General features: G+C 70.1%; 14 protein-coding genes. 4 read left to right on the top strand and 10 right to left on the bottom strand.

Annotation, left to right across the window (positions count from 1 at the left end; genetic code table 11):
- Positions 1 to 18 precede the first annotated feature (18 nt).
- Positions 19 to 879, bottom strand: coding sequence for an alpha/beta fold hydrolase (locus OO69_RS11750; protein WP_033280455.1), 861 nt, complete (start codon positions 877 to 879; stop codon positions 19 to 21).
- 168 nt (positions 880 to 1,047) lie between these two features.
- On the opposite strand from OO69_RS11750, the gene OO69_RS11745 reads away from it, so the two are divergent.
- Positions 1,048 to 1,920: a VOC family protein gene (locus OO69_RS11745; RefSeq protein WP_033280454.1), complete on the top strand. Its 873-nt coding sequence runs from the start codon at positions 1,048 to 1,050 to the stop codon at positions 1,918 to 1,920.
- Between the two features lie 54 nt (positions 1,921 to 1,974).
- On the opposite strand, the gene OO69_RS11740 is transcribed toward OO69_RS11745, so the two are convergent.
- The 4 genes from OO69_RS11740 to OO69_RS11725 are packed head-to-tail and all read right to left on the bottom strand — an operon-like array spanning position 1,975 to position 4,360.
- Positions 1,975 to 2,166 (bottom strand): ferredoxin, encoded by a 192-nt coding sequence (locus tag OO69_RS11740; protein ID WP_033280453.1) that lies wholly within the window; start codon positions 2,164 to 2,166, stop codon positions 1,975 to 1,977.
- A 13-nt stretch (positions 2,167 to 2,179) separates the two neighbouring features.
- On the bottom strand, positions 2,180 to 2,992 hold the full coding sequence (locus OO69_RS11735) for a mycofactocin-coupled SDR family oxidoreductase (protein WP_033280452.1): 813 nt from the start codon (positions 2,990 to 2,992) through the stop codon (positions 2,180 to 2,182).
- A gap of 16 nt (positions 2,993 to 3,008) precedes the next feature.
- On the bottom strand, positions 3,009 to 3,218 hold the full coding sequence (locus OO69_RS11730; RefSeq protein ID WP_033280451.1) for a hypothetical protein: 210 nt from the start codon (positions 3,216 to 3,218) through the stop codon (positions 3,009 to 3,011).
- Entirely contained in the window at positions 3,215 to 4,360 is a 1,146-nt protein-coding gene (locus OO69_RS11725) for an amidohydrolase family protein (protein WP_106971006.1), read from the bottom strand. Before OO69_RS11725 ends, OO69_RS11730 begins: the two co-directional genes overlap by 4 nt.
- 180 nt (positions 4,361 to 4,540) lie before the next feature.
- Between OO69_RS11725 and OO69_RS11720 the strand changes: the two genes are divergently transcribed.
- Positions 4,541 to 5,404 carry a mycofactocin-coupled SDR family oxidoreductase gene (locus OO69_RS11720; RefSeq protein ID WP_033280449.1) on the top strand — a complete coding sequence of 288 codons (864 nt, stop codon included), beginning with the start codon at positions 4,541 to 4,543 and terminating at the stop codon, positions 5,402 to 5,404.
- A gap of 9 nt (positions 5,405 to 5,413) precedes the next feature.
- Here the strand turns inward: OO69_RS11720 and OO69_RS11715 are convergent, their stop codons facing one another.
- The 5 genes from OO69_RS11715 to OO69_RS11695 form a co-directional block, all read right to left on the bottom strand.
- Positions 5,414 to 6,391: an NADPH:quinone oxidoreductase family protein gene (locus tag OO69_RS11715; RefSeq protein WP_033280448.1), complete on the bottom strand. Its 978-nt coding sequence runs from the start codon at positions 6,389 to 6,391 to the stop codon at positions 5,414 to 5,416.
- A complete protein-coding gene (locus tag OO69_RS11710; RefSeq protein ID WP_033280447.1) occupies positions 6,388 to 7,569 on the bottom strand; it encodes an acyl-CoA dehydrogenase family protein in 1,182 nt (393 codons plus the stop codon). The genes OO69_RS11715 and OO69_RS11710 overlap by 4 nt, the downstream gene beginning before the upstream one ends.
- The gene (locus OO69_RS11705) at positions 7,566 to 8,333 is read right to left on the bottom strand and encodes an SDR family NAD(P)-dependent oxidoreductase (protein WP_033280446.1); all 768 of its coding nucleotides are present in this window, start codon (positions 8,331 to 8,333) and stop codon (positions 7,566 to 7,568) included. The genes OO69_RS11710 and OO69_RS11705 overlap by 4 nt, the downstream gene beginning before the upstream one ends.
- Before the next feature lie 27 nt (positions 8,334 to 8,360).
- Complete coding sequence (locus tag OO69_RS11700) at positions 8,361 to 9,509, bottom strand: acyl-CoA dehydrogenase family protein (RefSeq protein ID WP_033280445.1); 1,149 nt, start codon at positions 9,507 to 9,509, stop codon at positions 8,361 to 8,363.
- A gap of 124 nt (positions 9,510 to 9,633) precedes the next feature.
- Positions 9,634 to 11,106 carry a FadR/GntR family transcriptional regulator gene (locus tag OO69_RS11695; protein ID WP_033280444.1) on the bottom strand — a complete coding sequence of 491 codons (1,473 nt, stop codon included), beginning with the start codon at positions 11,104 to 11,106 and terminating at the stop codon, positions 9,634 to 9,636.
- 192 nt (positions 11,107 to 11,298) lie between these two features.
- Here OO69_RS11695 and OO69_RS11690 point away from each other — a divergent pair, with 192 nt between their 5' ends.
- Together OO69_RS11690 and OO69_RS11685 are read left to right on the top strand one after the other, a co-directional pair.
- Complete coding sequence (locus tag OO69_RS11690; protein WP_033280443.1) at positions 11,299 to 12,519, top strand: acyl-CoA dehydrogenase family protein; 1,221 nt, start codon at positions 11,299 to 11,301, stop codon at positions 12,517 to 12,519.
- Between the two features lie 140 nt (positions 12,520 to 12,659).
- The gene (locus OO69_RS11685; RefSeq protein ID WP_033280442.1) at positions 12,660 to 13,901 is read left to right on the top strand and encodes a cytochrome P450; all 1,242 of its coding nucleotides are present in this window, start codon (positions 12,660 to 12,662) and stop codon (positions 13,899 to 13,901) included.
- Positions 13,902 to 13,918: the final 17 nt, after the last annotated feature.

Below are 13,918 nucleotides of genomic sequence, written 5' to 3'. Positions count from 1 at the left end.
CGGTCCTCCCGCCGACGCTCAGGATGCCTCGGGGCGGGTCAGGAAGGCCAGCACGGTGCTTTCCCAGGCCTCCTTCTGCTCGATCATGGCCCAGTGTCCGCAGTCGGGCAGCACATGCAGTTCGGCCTTCGGAATCGTACGCATCGGGATCAGCGCGCTCTCCAGCGGTGTGACCCGGTCGTCGCGGCCCCAGGTCAGCAGGGTGGGCACGGTGATCTTGTGCAGGGCGGCCCAGATGGGCTGGTCGGAGTGGGCCTGCGCGGCCTGCATGGCGGCCATGGCCTGGCGGCCGTAGATGCGGCGGGAGGCCTCCAGGGTCGCGGGCTCGGTGGCTGTCTGCCAGCGCTCCTCGATGAGTTCCTCGGTGAGGAGGGCCGGGTCGTGGACCATCGACCGCAGCCACTGGACCAGGTTCTCGCGGGTCGGGTTCTCGGCGAACTCGACCAGCAGGTTGAGGCCTTCGCTGGGGCCGGGCGAGAGGATGTTGCGGCCCACGCCGCCGATCGTGACGACCCGGCGGAACAAGTCCTTGTGGGCGACGGCGAGTCCGGCCGCGACGAAGCCGCCCATGGAGTTGCCGATGACGTCGACGCGGTCGAGGCCCAGGCCGTCGAGGAAGCGCAGGACGGCCTTGGGCGCCGCCATCATGGGGTTCTCGTCGGTGGGGTCGCTGACCCCGAACCCCGGGAATTCCAGGGCGAGGCAGCGGAAGTGCTTCGCGAACACCGGGAGATTTCCACGGTAGTTGCGCCAGCCGGTGACGCCCGGACCCGAGCCGTGCAACAGGAGCAGGGGCGGCCCGTCGCCCGCCTCGTGATAGCGCAACGTGCCCTCGTCGGTGTGCAGTTCGCGCAGGGTGTCCTCAGCGGTGAGTGTCATGACGGTGCGTGGCCTCCGGTCGCGGGGTGACAGGCGACTGTCACCGTGCCACCGGGCCACGTGGGGACGCCGTGCCGCTCCCGATCAGTGGGACGTTCCCGGGCCCGGGTCAGCCGGGCTGATTAGCGTCGAACTGCCAGGAGTTGACGACATTGATGGGAGAACCTGATGGGTGTGCGCTCACTCGGGTATGTACGGCTGGAGTCCAGCGACATCGCGAAATGGAAGGTGTTCGGGGCGGATTTCCTCGGCCTGATGCCTGTTGAGGGCGGCGACCCGGAGTCCCTGTACTTCCGGATGGACGACTATCCGGCCCGCATCGTGGTCTCCCCCGGCTCACAGAGCGGGATGACCGCCCTCGGCTTCGAGGTGATCGACGAGCGGGAACTGGCGAGGCTGGTCGCCGACGTCGAGAAGACCGGCATCAAGGTGACCCCCGGCACGGAGGAAGAGGCCGCGGAACGCCGGGTCACCGGCTTCGTCAAGTTCAACGACCCGGGCGGCAACCCGGTCGAGCTGTTCTACGGCGCGATCCTCGACCACGTCCCGGTGCACACGCCGCTGGTGTCCAAATTCCTCACCGGCGACATGGGCTTCGGGCACGCGATCGTCTCCGCCGAGGACGCGCGCGGCACCTTCGACTTCTACGTCAATGTCCTCGGCTTCATCGAGCGCAACACGATGCGGTCGCCGGGCGGCACGACCTGGTTCATGGGCTGCAACCCCCGCCACCACACCCTGGGCGTCACCCCGGCGCCGGGCCCCGGGCGGCTGCTGCACTTCATGGTCGAGGGCGAGACCCTGGACGACGTGGGACGTGCCCTGGACCGGGCCACGAAGCTCGAGGTCCCGATGATGCACTCGCTCGGCAAGCACACGAACGACCACATGGTGTCGTTCTATGTGTGGTCGCCGGAGAACTACGCCGTCGAGTTCGGCTGGAACGGCCTGAAGGTGCCGGAGCCGGTACCGGTCTACGAGATCACCGACGGCGCGTTCTGGGGCCACCACTTCACCCCGCCGCCGCAGCCAGCAGGCTGACCCGAGCACGCGCGAGAACAGCCCCACGGTCTACGGCCGTGGGGCTGTTCCGTGTCAGCGCTCGACGGTGATGGCCCTCTCGGGGCAGGCCAACTCCCCGTCCCGGGCGGCCTGTTCGAGCTCCGGGGGCACCTCGCCGTCGTAGGGCAGCGCGTAGCCGTCGTCGTCGAGCCGGAACACCTCCGGCGCCGCCGCCGCACACCTCGCGTGCCCGGAGCACAGCGACGAGTCGATCGTGATCTTCATCCACAACTCCGTTCTACGGCTTGTTCGTCGAGCCGGCATCGACGGTGAACTGGAGACCCGTGACGTACCGCGCCTCGTCCGACGCGAGAAACAGCACGGCGTTCGACACGTCCCGCGGCTCGACGTACGGGGCGAGAGGGTTCATCGCGGCCAGCGCGAACAGCGGTTCCCGCGCGGCGAGTTCCTCGATCGGGACGCCGACGGTGATGCCCGTGTCGCTGACGCCGGTGGGGTGCACCGTGTTCACCCGGATGCGGTGCGGGGCGAGTTCGTTGGAGAGCGCCTTCATCAGGCCCACGACACCGTGCTTGCTGGCCACGTAGTGGGCGTAGGGCACATGGCCGCGGATGCCTGCGGCCGAGCTGGTGATGATGACGGAACCGCCCTGCCCCGCCTCGATCATCCAGGGGATCGCGGCGCGCACCGTGTTCCAGGGGCCCTTGAGGTTGACGTCCATGACGACGTCCCAGGCCTCTTCGGAGAGTTCCCAGGCGGCGCCGATGCTCATCACACCGGCGTTCGCGACGACCGTGTCGAGCCGCCCGAACTCGTCCCTGGCCGCGTCGACAGCCCCCCGCATCTCGGCCACCGACCGGACGTCGGCCTGGACCGCGACGCACCGCCGACCCGTCCCCCGCACCAACTCCGCGGTCTCTTCGAGCTGTTCCTTCGACGCCAGCGCGTAGGGCAGCTCGTCGCTGATGTCGTGGCAAACGTCGGTGACGACGACATCGGCTCCCTCCTCCGCCAGCCGCACGGCATGGGAACGCCCCTGCCCCCGGGCCGCCCCCGTGACGAGCGCCACCTTGCCTTCCACACGCCCCACGCCAACTCCCTTTCGCTCAGCCGACATTCAGGTCCTCGGCGGCCTCGCGCAGGGCGCGCAGCCGGGTGTCGAGGAGTTCGCGCTCGGCCTCGTCGCCCGCACCGAGTTCGGCCAGCCGGCGGGTGGTGAGCGCGATCTCCTCCTGGAGGCGGCCGTACGCCTCGTCGCGGGTGAGCAGGTCGAGGTCGGTCCAGTCGGAGCGCTCGGACTCCGGGCGCCTGCTCATGCGGGGAGGTTGTAGAGGCGGCGGGCGTTCAACTCCACGATCTTGTGGACCTCTTCGTCGGGTACGTCGGCGAGGACCTCGGCGGCGTAGGCGCGGCTCTTGGGCCAGTACGAGTCGGAGTGCGGGTAGTCGCACTCCCAGGTGATCTTGTCGACGCCCACGTGGTGGCGTACGTCCACGCCGAACCGGTCGTCGATGAAGCAGCCGTGGATGTGCTTGTGGAACAACTCCGAGGGCCGCACGGTCTGGTTGACGTTCTGGTAGAAGCGGTGCCGCTCCCAGGTGCCGTCCATCCGCTCCAGCAAGTAGGGGATCCAGCCGATCCCGCCCTCGGACAGCCCCACCTTGAGGCCGGGGTGGTTGTGGAACACCGGGGAGAAGATCAGGTCGGCGGTGGCGTACATGGAGTTGCAACCGAACAGGGAGATGGTCACCGCGAAGGGTGCCTCCGGGGCGGTCTTCGGTGCGGCGCCCGAGGTGCCGAAGTGCAGGCACAACGGCATGTCGGTCTCCACGGCCGCCCTGAACACCGGGTCCCAGTGGTCGGTGTGGAAGGACGGCAGACCCAGCGGTACCGGGTTCTCCGGGAACGAGATCGCCTTGGCGCCCTTGGCCGCCGTGCGCCGGATCTCGGCCGCGCAGGCGTCGACGTCCCACAGCGGCAGGATGACCAGCGGGATGAGCCGGCCGGGTGCGGTGGCGCACCACTCGTCGAGCACGAAGTCGTTCCATGCCTGGACGCAGAGCAGGGCGAGCTCGCGGTCCTGGCCGTCCAGGAAGATCGTGCCGGCGAAGCGCGGGAACGACGGGAAGCACAGCGCGCCCCACACGCCGTCCAGGTCCATGTCGCGCAGCCGGGCCTTCGGGTCGTAGCAGCCCGGGATCATCTCGTCGTAGCGGGTCGGTTCGAGGCCGAACTCCTCAGGTGTCTTGCCCGCGACGGCGTTCAGGCCGATGTAGGGGTAGATGCGGTCCTCGTAGTTCCACACCTCGGCCGGGGCCTGGCCCTCTCCGCGTGCCTGTTCCACGATCCGCGGCCCGACGTCGCGGTACTTCGCCGGCAAGCGGTCGGCCCAAAGTCGTGGCGGCTCGATCAGGTGGTCGTCGGTCGACAGCAACTTCATCCATGGCTGCAATGGCATCGATGTGCTCCCTCGATCTCATGGACTCTCTAGCACCGGCTGAATTGTGTGCACTGTTCGTGTCCCACTGAACGGAAACAGGCCACCGGCTGCCTCAGTTGACCCCGATCATGGATCACGAGCAGCCTCCTCCAGCAACATTCAGGCTACTCTTTTATCTCCGGCGGAAGGAGTCCCACGATGGGCCGAGTACAGGACAAGGTCGTCTTCATCACCGGCGCCGCGCGCGGACAGGGCCGTGCCCACGCGCTCCGGCTGGCCGCGGAGGGCGCCGACATCATCGCCGTCGACCTGTGCGAGGACATCGCCACGAACGCGTATCCGCTGGCCACTCAGGACGACCTGGACGAGACCGTGCGCCAGGTCGAGAAGCTCGGCCGACGCATCGTGGCGCGCAAGGCGGACGTGCGTGATCCGGCGGCGCTGAAGGCGGCCGTGGCCGACGGGGTGGCCGAGTTGGGGCGCCTCGACGCCGTCGTCGCCCAGGCCGGAATCGCCCCGCTGGGTCCTCAGCAGGGCATCCAGGCCTTCATCGACGCGGTCACCGTCGACTTCAACGGTGTCGTCCACGCGGTCGAGGCCGCCCTGCCCCATCTGCCGGACGGCGCCTCGATCGTGGCGACCGGCTCCATAGCGGCGCTGACCCCGGCGACCGTGGACAACCCGTCCAACGGCCCCGGTGGTCTCGGCTACTCCTTCGCCAAGCGCCAAGTCGCCGCGTTCGTCCATGACTTGGCGACGGTGCTGCTGTCCCGGCGGATCCGGGTCAACGCGCTGCACCCCACCAACGTCAACACGGACATGCTGAACAGCGACATCATGTACCGCTCGTTCCGGCCCGACCTCGACAACCCGACCCGCGAGGACGCGCTGCTGTCGTTCCCCGCGACGACCGGCATGGACATCCCCTACGTCGAGCCCGAGGACGTCTCCGACACCGTGCTCTTCCTCGTCTCCGACGAGTCCCGCTATGTCACCGGGATGCAGATGCGGGTCGACGCCGGCGGCTACGTCCGCAAGCGCCCACAACTCCCCACGTTCTGACGGCCGTTCCTATGAGGTGAGGTCCAGGACCACCTTGCCGGTGGTCCTGCGCTCGGCGACATCCGTCAGGGCGGTCGCGACGTCGGCAAGCGGGTGGACGCGGGAGACCAGCGGGCGCATCCCGTCCCGGACCATCCCGGCGAGAGCGCGGTCGGCGGCGGCCACGGCTTCCGGGGCGTACTGACGGACCGTACGGATCTCGAAGCCCCGGACGACCAGGTCCTTGAGCAGGACCAGGTTCAGCGGGATGCGCGGGATCTTCCCGTCGGCGTATCCGACCGTGACGAACCGGCCGCCCCGGCGCAGTGCCCGCAGGGCGGCCTCCGCGTGGTCGCCGCCCACCGGGTCGATGACGAGGTGGACGCCCTCGCCGCCGGTCAACTCCCTTGTGCGGAGCTTGAGATCCTCGTGGACGTAGTCGACGCCGGCCTCGGCTCCGAGCTTGCGGGCGACGGTCAGCCGCTCCTGGCTGGACGCGGCGGCGACCACCCGCATCCCGAGCCGCGTCGCGATGTCGACCGCGGCCGAGCCGACCCCGCCCGCGGCGCCGAGCACCGCCACCCACTCCCCCGCGCCGCCCTGTCCGACGGTGACGAGGGAGTGGTAGGCGGTGGCGTACGTGACGTGGAACGCGGCGGCGTGCACCATGTCGAGGCCCTCGGGAACCTGGCGCAGACCCGCGACGGGCACCACGACCTGTTCGGCGAACGCACCGGTGAGCACCGCCCCGGCGACGGGTGAGCCGACGGGCGGGCCGGTGACGCCGGGCCCCAACTCGGCCACCACACCGGCGAATTCGCTGCCCGGGGTGAACGGCAGCGGCGCGGGCACCTGGTAGCTGTCCGCCACGATCAGCACGTCCGGGAAGTTGACCGCGGCCGCGTGCACGCGGACCAGTACCTCGCCCGGGCCGGGCCGGAGTTCGTCGAGTTCGACGACCGAGAGGCCGCCGGGCGGCCCGTACTCCGTACAGCGTGCGGCTCTCATCGCGCCCTTTCCACGGTCGTCGGCATCGCCGGGTCCCGGGGCAGTCCCAGTACCTGCTCGGCGATCGTATTGCGCTGGATCTCGGCGGTGCCCGCGCCGATCGACGAGGCCCGGGTGCGCAGGAACCCCCATACCCAGCGCCCGCGTTGGACGGCGTGCGGGTCGCGGCGGCCGAGGATTCCGTACGGGCCCAGCAGGTCGAGGGCGAACTCGTGCAGCTCCTGCTCGAAGGTCACGATGGACAGACGGGCCGTCGAAGAGGCGGGCCCGGGTTCGCCCTTGGCCATGATGTCGGCGATGGTGCGCATGCCGGTGAGCCGCATGACGCGCACCCCGATCTCGAAGCCCGCGAGCCGGTCGCGGACGAGAGGGTCGGCCGTGGCCCCGCGTTCACGGGCGAGTTCGATCAGCTCGTCCAACACCCGCCGGTACAGGGCCGCTTGGTTCATCGCCCCGGCCGCGCGCTCGTGCCCCAGGCTCGTCCGCACCAGCGGCCAGCCGCCGTTCTCCTCGCCGATCCGATCGGCGACCGGTACGCGGACGTCGTCGAAGAAGATCTCGCAGAAGTGCGCGTCCCCGGTGAGGTCACGCAGTGGCCGTACGGTCACGCCCGGGGCGTGGGCGTCGATCAGCAGGTAACTGATGCCGTCCTGGCGGGAGTCGGGCGGTCCGGTGCGGACGAGGGTGAAGACGATGTCGGCGATGTCGGCCGAACTGTTCCACACCTTCTGCCCGTTGACGACGTACTCCTCCCCTTCACGCCGCGCCGTCGTGCGCAGCGCGGGAAGGTCCGATCCCGCCTCCGGTTCGGAGTAGCCCTGGGCCCACACCATGTCGCCGCGCAGCATGGGGCGCAGGTGGCGCTCCTTCTGCTCGGGCGTGCCGTACTTGATGAGGGTGGGGGCGGCGATGCCGAGGCCGGTGCCCAATGGTCCCGGGACGCGGGCGCGTGCGTACTCCTCCTGGTAGCTGACCTGGCGGGCGAAGGACAGGTCCATCCCGCCGTACGCGCGCGGCCAACTCGGGCCCGCGTAACCGGAGTCGTACAGCGCGGCGAGCCATTTCTTCTGCCAGGCGACCCGCTCGACGGGGTCCTTGGGGCGGCGGCCGGGATGCTGCTCCGTCAGGAAGGTCCGCAGGCGGGCCCGGAACTGCTCGTCGGTCTCGTCCACCGTCATCGCGGGGCCATGCGGATGGCACCGTCGAGGCGGACGGTCTGGCCGTTGAGGTACGGGTTCTCGAGCATCTCGACGGCGAGGCGGGCGAAGTCGTCCGGGTCGCCGAGGCGTTTGGGGTGCGGCACCGAGGCGGCGAGTCCGTCGCGGATGTCGGCGCGCAGGCGGCCGAGCATCGGGGTGTCCATGATCCCGGGGGCGATGGTGTTCACCCGGATCTGCCAGCTGGCCAGGTCGCGGGCGGCGACGAGGGTGATGCCGTGGACTCCGGCCTTGGCCGCGGTGTAGGAGGTCTGCCCGATCTGGCCGTCGAACGCGGCGACCGACGCGGTGAGCACTACGGCGCCGCGGTCGCCGTCCACGACGTCGTTGCCGGCGAGGCGGGCGGCCGCGAGGCGCAGCACGTTGTAGGTGCCGATCAGGTTGACGCGGACGACCTCGGCGAAGGTGTCGAGTTCGCCGGGGTTGCGGTCGCGGTCGATGATGCGGGTGCGGTCGCCGCCGCGTCCGGCGCAGTGCACGACGCAGCGCAGGGTGCCGAGTCGCTCCGCGGCGTCGAGGGCGGCGGCGACCTCGGTCGCGTCGGTGACGTCGGTGCGGACGAAGCGTGCGGCCTCGCCGAGGTCGGCGACGGCCTTGACGCCCTGTTCCTCGGAGATGTCGGCGAGGACGACCCGTCCGCCGCGTTCGATGAGGCGGCGCGCGGTGGCCAGGCCGAGCCCGGAGGCGCCGCCGGTGACGAGTGCCGCTGAACCGTCGATGTTCACACCCAACTCCTCATGGTCTACAGGGACTTACAGGCCCAGGGACTTGCTGATGATGAGCTTCATGACCTCGCTGGTGCCGCCGTAGATGCGGGTCACACGGGCGTCCGCGTACAGCCGGGCGATCGGGGATTCGAGGATGTAGCCGTAGCCGCCGTGCAGTTGGAGACAGCGGTCGACGACGCGCCCCTGCGTCTCGGTGCAGACCAGCTTGGTCCGGGCCGCGTCCACGGGGTCCAGTTCGCCCGCGACGAGCGCGGTGACCGACGCGTCGAGCAGGGTTTGGGCCGCTGTCAACTCCGCGTCCAGGGCGGCGAGTTCGAACTTCGTGTTCTGGAACTGGGCCAGCGGTTTCCCGAACACGGTTCGGTCGCGGACGTAGGCGACGGTCAGGTCGATGGCCGTACGGGCCTGGGCGACCGCGCCGACCGCGATGGCGAGGCGTTCCTGGGCGAGGTTGCGGCCCAGGAGGGAGAAGGCCGCGCCTTCCTCGCCGAGGAGATTGGCGGCGGGCACGCGGACGTCGGTGAAGGCGAGCTCCACGGTGTCCTGGACGGCCAGCCCGATCTTCTCCAGCTTGCGTCCGACGGTGAAGCCGGGCATGCCCTTCTCGACCACGAGGAGGGAGAGACCGGCACGCCGGTTGTCGGGGTCAACGGAGGTGCGGGCGACGACGATCACGAGGTCGGCGTGGTGGCCGCCGGTGATGAAGGTCTTGGCGCCGTTCAGCACGTAGTGGTCTCCGTCGCGGACCGCCCGGGTGGTGACGCCGGCGAGGTCGGAGCCGGTGGCGGGCTCGCTCATCGCGATCGCGGTGTACAGCTCCCCGGAGGCCAACCCCGGTAGCCAGCGCGCCCGTTGCTCGTCATTCGCCAGGCCCGTGAAGTACGGGACGACGATGTCCAGGTGGGTGCGCAGGCCGCCGAGTGTGACGCAGGCGCGTGCGCACTCCTCCTGGAGCACGACGTTGTACCGGTAGTCGTCCTGGCCGCCCCCACCGTACTCCTCGGGGATCGCCGTGCCGATGATGCCGAGCTTGCCCAGTGCGGTGAACAGGTCGCGGGGGACGAGTCCGGCGCGCCGCCAGTCCTCGTACGACGGGACGACCTCACGGGCGAGGAAGTCACGGACCAGCAGACGGAAGTCCTCGTGGGTCTCTTCGAACAGGGTCCGGCGCATCGGATCTCCTTCGGCTCGACCTATTCAGTATACCTAATTAGCCTCGCCCGCCACAGCCCGGTACAGCAGAACGCCCCGTGAGCCGGAAGGCCGCACGGGGCGCTGCTGGTCGAGTGTCAGGGAATCAGTGCCACCAGGGGATGAGCGCGTCCAGGTGACGGCGCATCCGGTGCCGGGCCACCCCTGCGTCGCCCTCGACGATGGCGTCGAGGATCCGCTGGTGGACGTGCTGGACCTCCTCCGCCGCCGTGTCGCCCGGCAACGGCCGGTCGTGGCCGGAGGCGTGGCGGCGGAACAGCTCGGTGATGATCGACAGGAACAGCGCCAGCACCGGGTTGTCGGACAGCGCGGCCAGTTCGGTGTGGAAGAGGTCGGCCTTGCGCGGGTCGTCGGCGGGGCCCTCCGTGCTCCACCGCACGGCCCGGCCCAGGCGCTCGGCCACCTCCGTGTCGCCCTCCGCGACCCGGGCGGTGACCCGGGCCACGATGCCGAGTTCGATCGCGTTGCGGACGATCCGCAGGTCGTCGGCGGTGACGCCCTGGTACTCCAGGAACAGCGCCATGGTGTCGATGCTGGCCTGCGGTTCGGGCTCGGTGACGATCAGCCCGCCGCCGGGACCGCGGCGCATCCGGGCGACCGAGTGGTACTCCAACAGCCGTACGGCTTCCCGTAGTACGGCCCGGCTGATCGAGTAGCGGGCGAGCAGATCGGCCTCCGAGCCGAGCACCATGCCGGTCTGCCAGCCGCGCGCGGCGATGTCGTCGTGGATCCGGGCGGCGACCACCTCGGCGAGCTTGGCCCGTGGCCCCTCGACCAGTTCGGGCTCGACCACGTTGCCCGCGATCCGCTGCCCGCGCCGCACCCGGTGCTTCTCGATCCAGCCGGCCACCGACTCCAGGTGCGCGGTCAACTCGGTCTGGGCACGGGCTCCGTCGTCGGCGATCACGGCGTCGACGACGGCTTTGTGCGCGCGGTGCGAGGTGTCCTTCGCCGCGTGCATCTCGGACTTGGAGATCCGGCGGGAGGTGTGTGCGTAGCGTGCGGTGAGCCGGGTGAGCACGTCGACGAAGAGGTGCAGAACCGGGTTGCCCGACAGTCGGCCGAGCACGGGGTGGAGCGGGTCCTGCGAGTGGACGCCGGGGTCGTCCCAGTGGGCGAGTTCGGCTTCGAGTGCCGTGCGGAGGGTGTCGATGCCCTCCTCGGTGATCCGCTCGGCGGCGAGTCCGGCGGCGATCGGCTCCAGCAGGAGGCGCGCCTGGAGGAGGTCCGTGACGCTCGTGCCGACGTATTCGAGGTAGATCACCATGGCGCGGGTGGCCGGGCCGGCGTCGGGCGCGCAGACGATCAGGCCACCGTTCGGGCCGCGCCGCATCCTGGCGACCTGGTGGTGCTCGACGAGCCGTACGGCCTCGCGCAGCACTGCCCGACTCACACCCAGCCGCTCCCGCAGGTCCACCTCGGAGCCCAACGACTCGCCCACCGGCCAGCCCTGGCGGATCACAGTCGCCTCGATACGGCGGGCGGTCTGCGCGGCCAGCTTGCCGACCGGGACACCGGTCTCGCCGTCGGCGGGCTCGCGGTCGACGGCAGTCGCCATGGCCAACTCCTCTGGGGCGGATATTGCGGATCCCCAGTCTATTCGCCACCTGGGCCGGAGGCGTGCGCTTCGGCCACCCGGCACCCAGATGAGGTCACTTTTTTGGGAGTACGGCTCTGGCAGCCGGGTGAACAGCACGGTTAAAGTAACCTCATTTCCGGGCCGCGGCACGAGAACAGGGAGCCGACAGCGATGCGACTGGAGTCCACGCCCGAGCTCGAGGCGTTCCGGAGGAAGGTGCGCGCCTTCGTCGCGGAGCACGCCCCGGGCACCAAGACCCATGCGGGGGTGCGCGCGCCGGAGCCGGAACTGATGCCGGCGATCCGCGCGTGGACCGCCGAGTTGTACGAGGCGGGCTTCCTCGGGATCGACTGGCCGGCCGAGTACGGCGGCCGTCCCGACGCGCATCCCCTGGAACCGTTCGTGGTCGCCGAGGAGATCGCCCGCGCCCGGACCTGGCAGCCGATCGGCGCGGCCTCGCTGGCCTCGGCCGCGCTGCTGGAGTTCGGCACCGACGCCCAGCGGGCGCGCTTCCTGCCCCGTATCCGCTCCTGCGAGGACGTGTGGTGCCAGCTGTTCAGCGAGCCCGAGGCGGGCAGCGACCTGGCCGCGCTCCGGACCCGGGCGGTCCGGGAGGGCGAGGGCGACGAAGCGGTGTTCGTGGTGGACGGCCAGAAGGTGTGGACGACGAACGGCCAACACGCCGACATGGGCTATCTGCTCGCCCGCACCGATCCCGAGGCCCCGAAGCACCAGGGCATCACCGCGTTCGCCCTCGACCTGCGCAGCCCGGGCGTCGACATCCGGCCGCTGCGGGAGATCACCGGCACGACCGACTTCAACGAGGTCTTCCTGGACGGCGTCCGCATCCCGGCCTCGCAGGTGATCGGCCGCGTGAACGACGGCTGGCGGGTGGCGATGAGCAGCCTGGGCCATGAGCGTTCCGGCGTGGGCGCGCGCGGGGTCGAACTGTTCGCCGTACTGGACGACTTGGTGCGGCTCGCCTCCCGTACGCCGGTCGGCGGCGGGTCCGCGCTGGACGACTCGGCGACCCGGCAGGCGATCGGCGAACTGGCCGCGCGGGTGCAGGTGAACGCCGCGCTGCTCGGCCTCGCCCAGTCACGGATGCTGCACGGCACGGAGCAGCCCGCCGACACCCTCCTCGGCAAGATCTTCTTCAGCGAACTCAACCACGACCTGGTCGACTTCGGCCTCGGCCTGCAGGGCACGGACGGATTGCTGGTCGAGGGCGACGAGGACGCCGTGGCGGACGGCTGGTGGCAGGACGCACATCTGTACTCGCGGGCGTACACGATCGCAGGCGGGGCGAACGAGGTGCTGCGCACGCAGGTCGCCGAGCGGGGGCTCGGGATGCCGCGGGAGCCTCGCCGACCGACCTCGTGCATGAAATAGACCACTCGGTCAATACGCGCGCTCCACGTTTCTCAGCCGATCACCGGAAAGCTTTCACGCGCCTTCCGGAAGATTGATTGTACCGATCGGTCGACGTATGGTTTCGTCAGGTGCGGGCCCGACGAGAGGACGACAGAACCATGACCGAGAGCGTGGCCGGAACCGACGTCTCCGAGGAACTGCCGGAGTACCCCTCGCCCCGATCGGGCGCGTGCCCGTTCGCTCCGCCGCCGGGGCTGCTGGAGCTGCACGACACGGGCAAGGCGGTCGTCCGGGCGAGGACCTGGGACGGTACGACCCCGTGGGTCGTCACCACGCACGCGGCCCAGCGGCAGCTGCTGACCGATCCCCGGCTCAGCGCGAACATCGGTGCCCCCGGATATCCGCACACGACCGAGGCGATGAAGGCGCACGCGGCCCATATCCAGCCGTCGATCAACAACACCGACGGTGCCGAACACACCCGCTGGCGCCGGATGTTGACGAGTTCGTTCACCCGGCACCGGATGGAGAAGATCCGCCCGGAGATCCAGCGGATCACCGACGACCTCATCGACAGGATGCTCGCGGGCCCCAACCCGACCGAACTGAACGAGGCGTTGTCGCTCCCGCTGCCGTCGCTGATGATCTGCGCGCTCCTCGGCGTGCCGTACGAGGACCACGACTTCTTCCAGGAGCACGCGGGAGTCACCAACGCGCGCTTCAAGACCCCGGAGAAGGCGGCGGAGAGCACGGCGACCGTGCGCCGCTACATCGCCGGGCTCATCGAGGCCAAGATGGACGACCCCGGCGAGGACGTCCTCTCCGACCTCGGCGCGCGCATCAAGGCGGGCGAGCTGTCCATGGAGGAGGCCGCGCCCCTGGGGCACATCCTGCTGGTCGCCGGGCATGACACCAGCGCCAACATGATCACGCTGGGCACCGCGCTGCTGCTGGAGAACCCCGGCCAACTCGCGGGCCTGCGCGAGCACTCGGACGATCCCAAGTACGTGACGAGCACGGTCGAGGAGTTGCTGCGCTACCTCACCATCCCGCATCTGCTGGCGCGCCGGGCCGTGTTGGACGACATCGAGATCGACGGTGAGGTCATCCGTGCGGGCGAGGGTGTCATCGCCTCGCTGCCGGCCGCCAACTGGGACCCGCAGGCGTTCCCCGACCCCGAGAAGCTCGACCTCACCCGCACCGCCTCCCACCACCACGCGTTCGGCTGGGGGCCGCACCAGTGCGTGGGACAGCAGCTGGCGCGCATCGAACTCCACGTCGTCTTCAGCACGTTGTTCCGCCGTATCCCGACACTCCGACTCGCCGCGGACGTCTCGGAGTTGAAGTTCAAGGAGGACTCCCAGGCCTACGGCATCTACGAGTTGCCGGTGGCCTGGTGATCCCTCCGGCCGGAACG

The organism is Streptomyces sp. NRRL F-525, assembly GCF_000716605.1.
Taxonomy (GTDB): domain Bacteria; phylum Actinomycetota; class Actinomycetes; order Streptomycetales; family Streptomycetaceae; genus Streptomyces.
The sequence above is the reverse complement of the archived record's forward strand: the minus strand, read 5'-3'. Positions and strand labels throughout refer to the sequence as shown.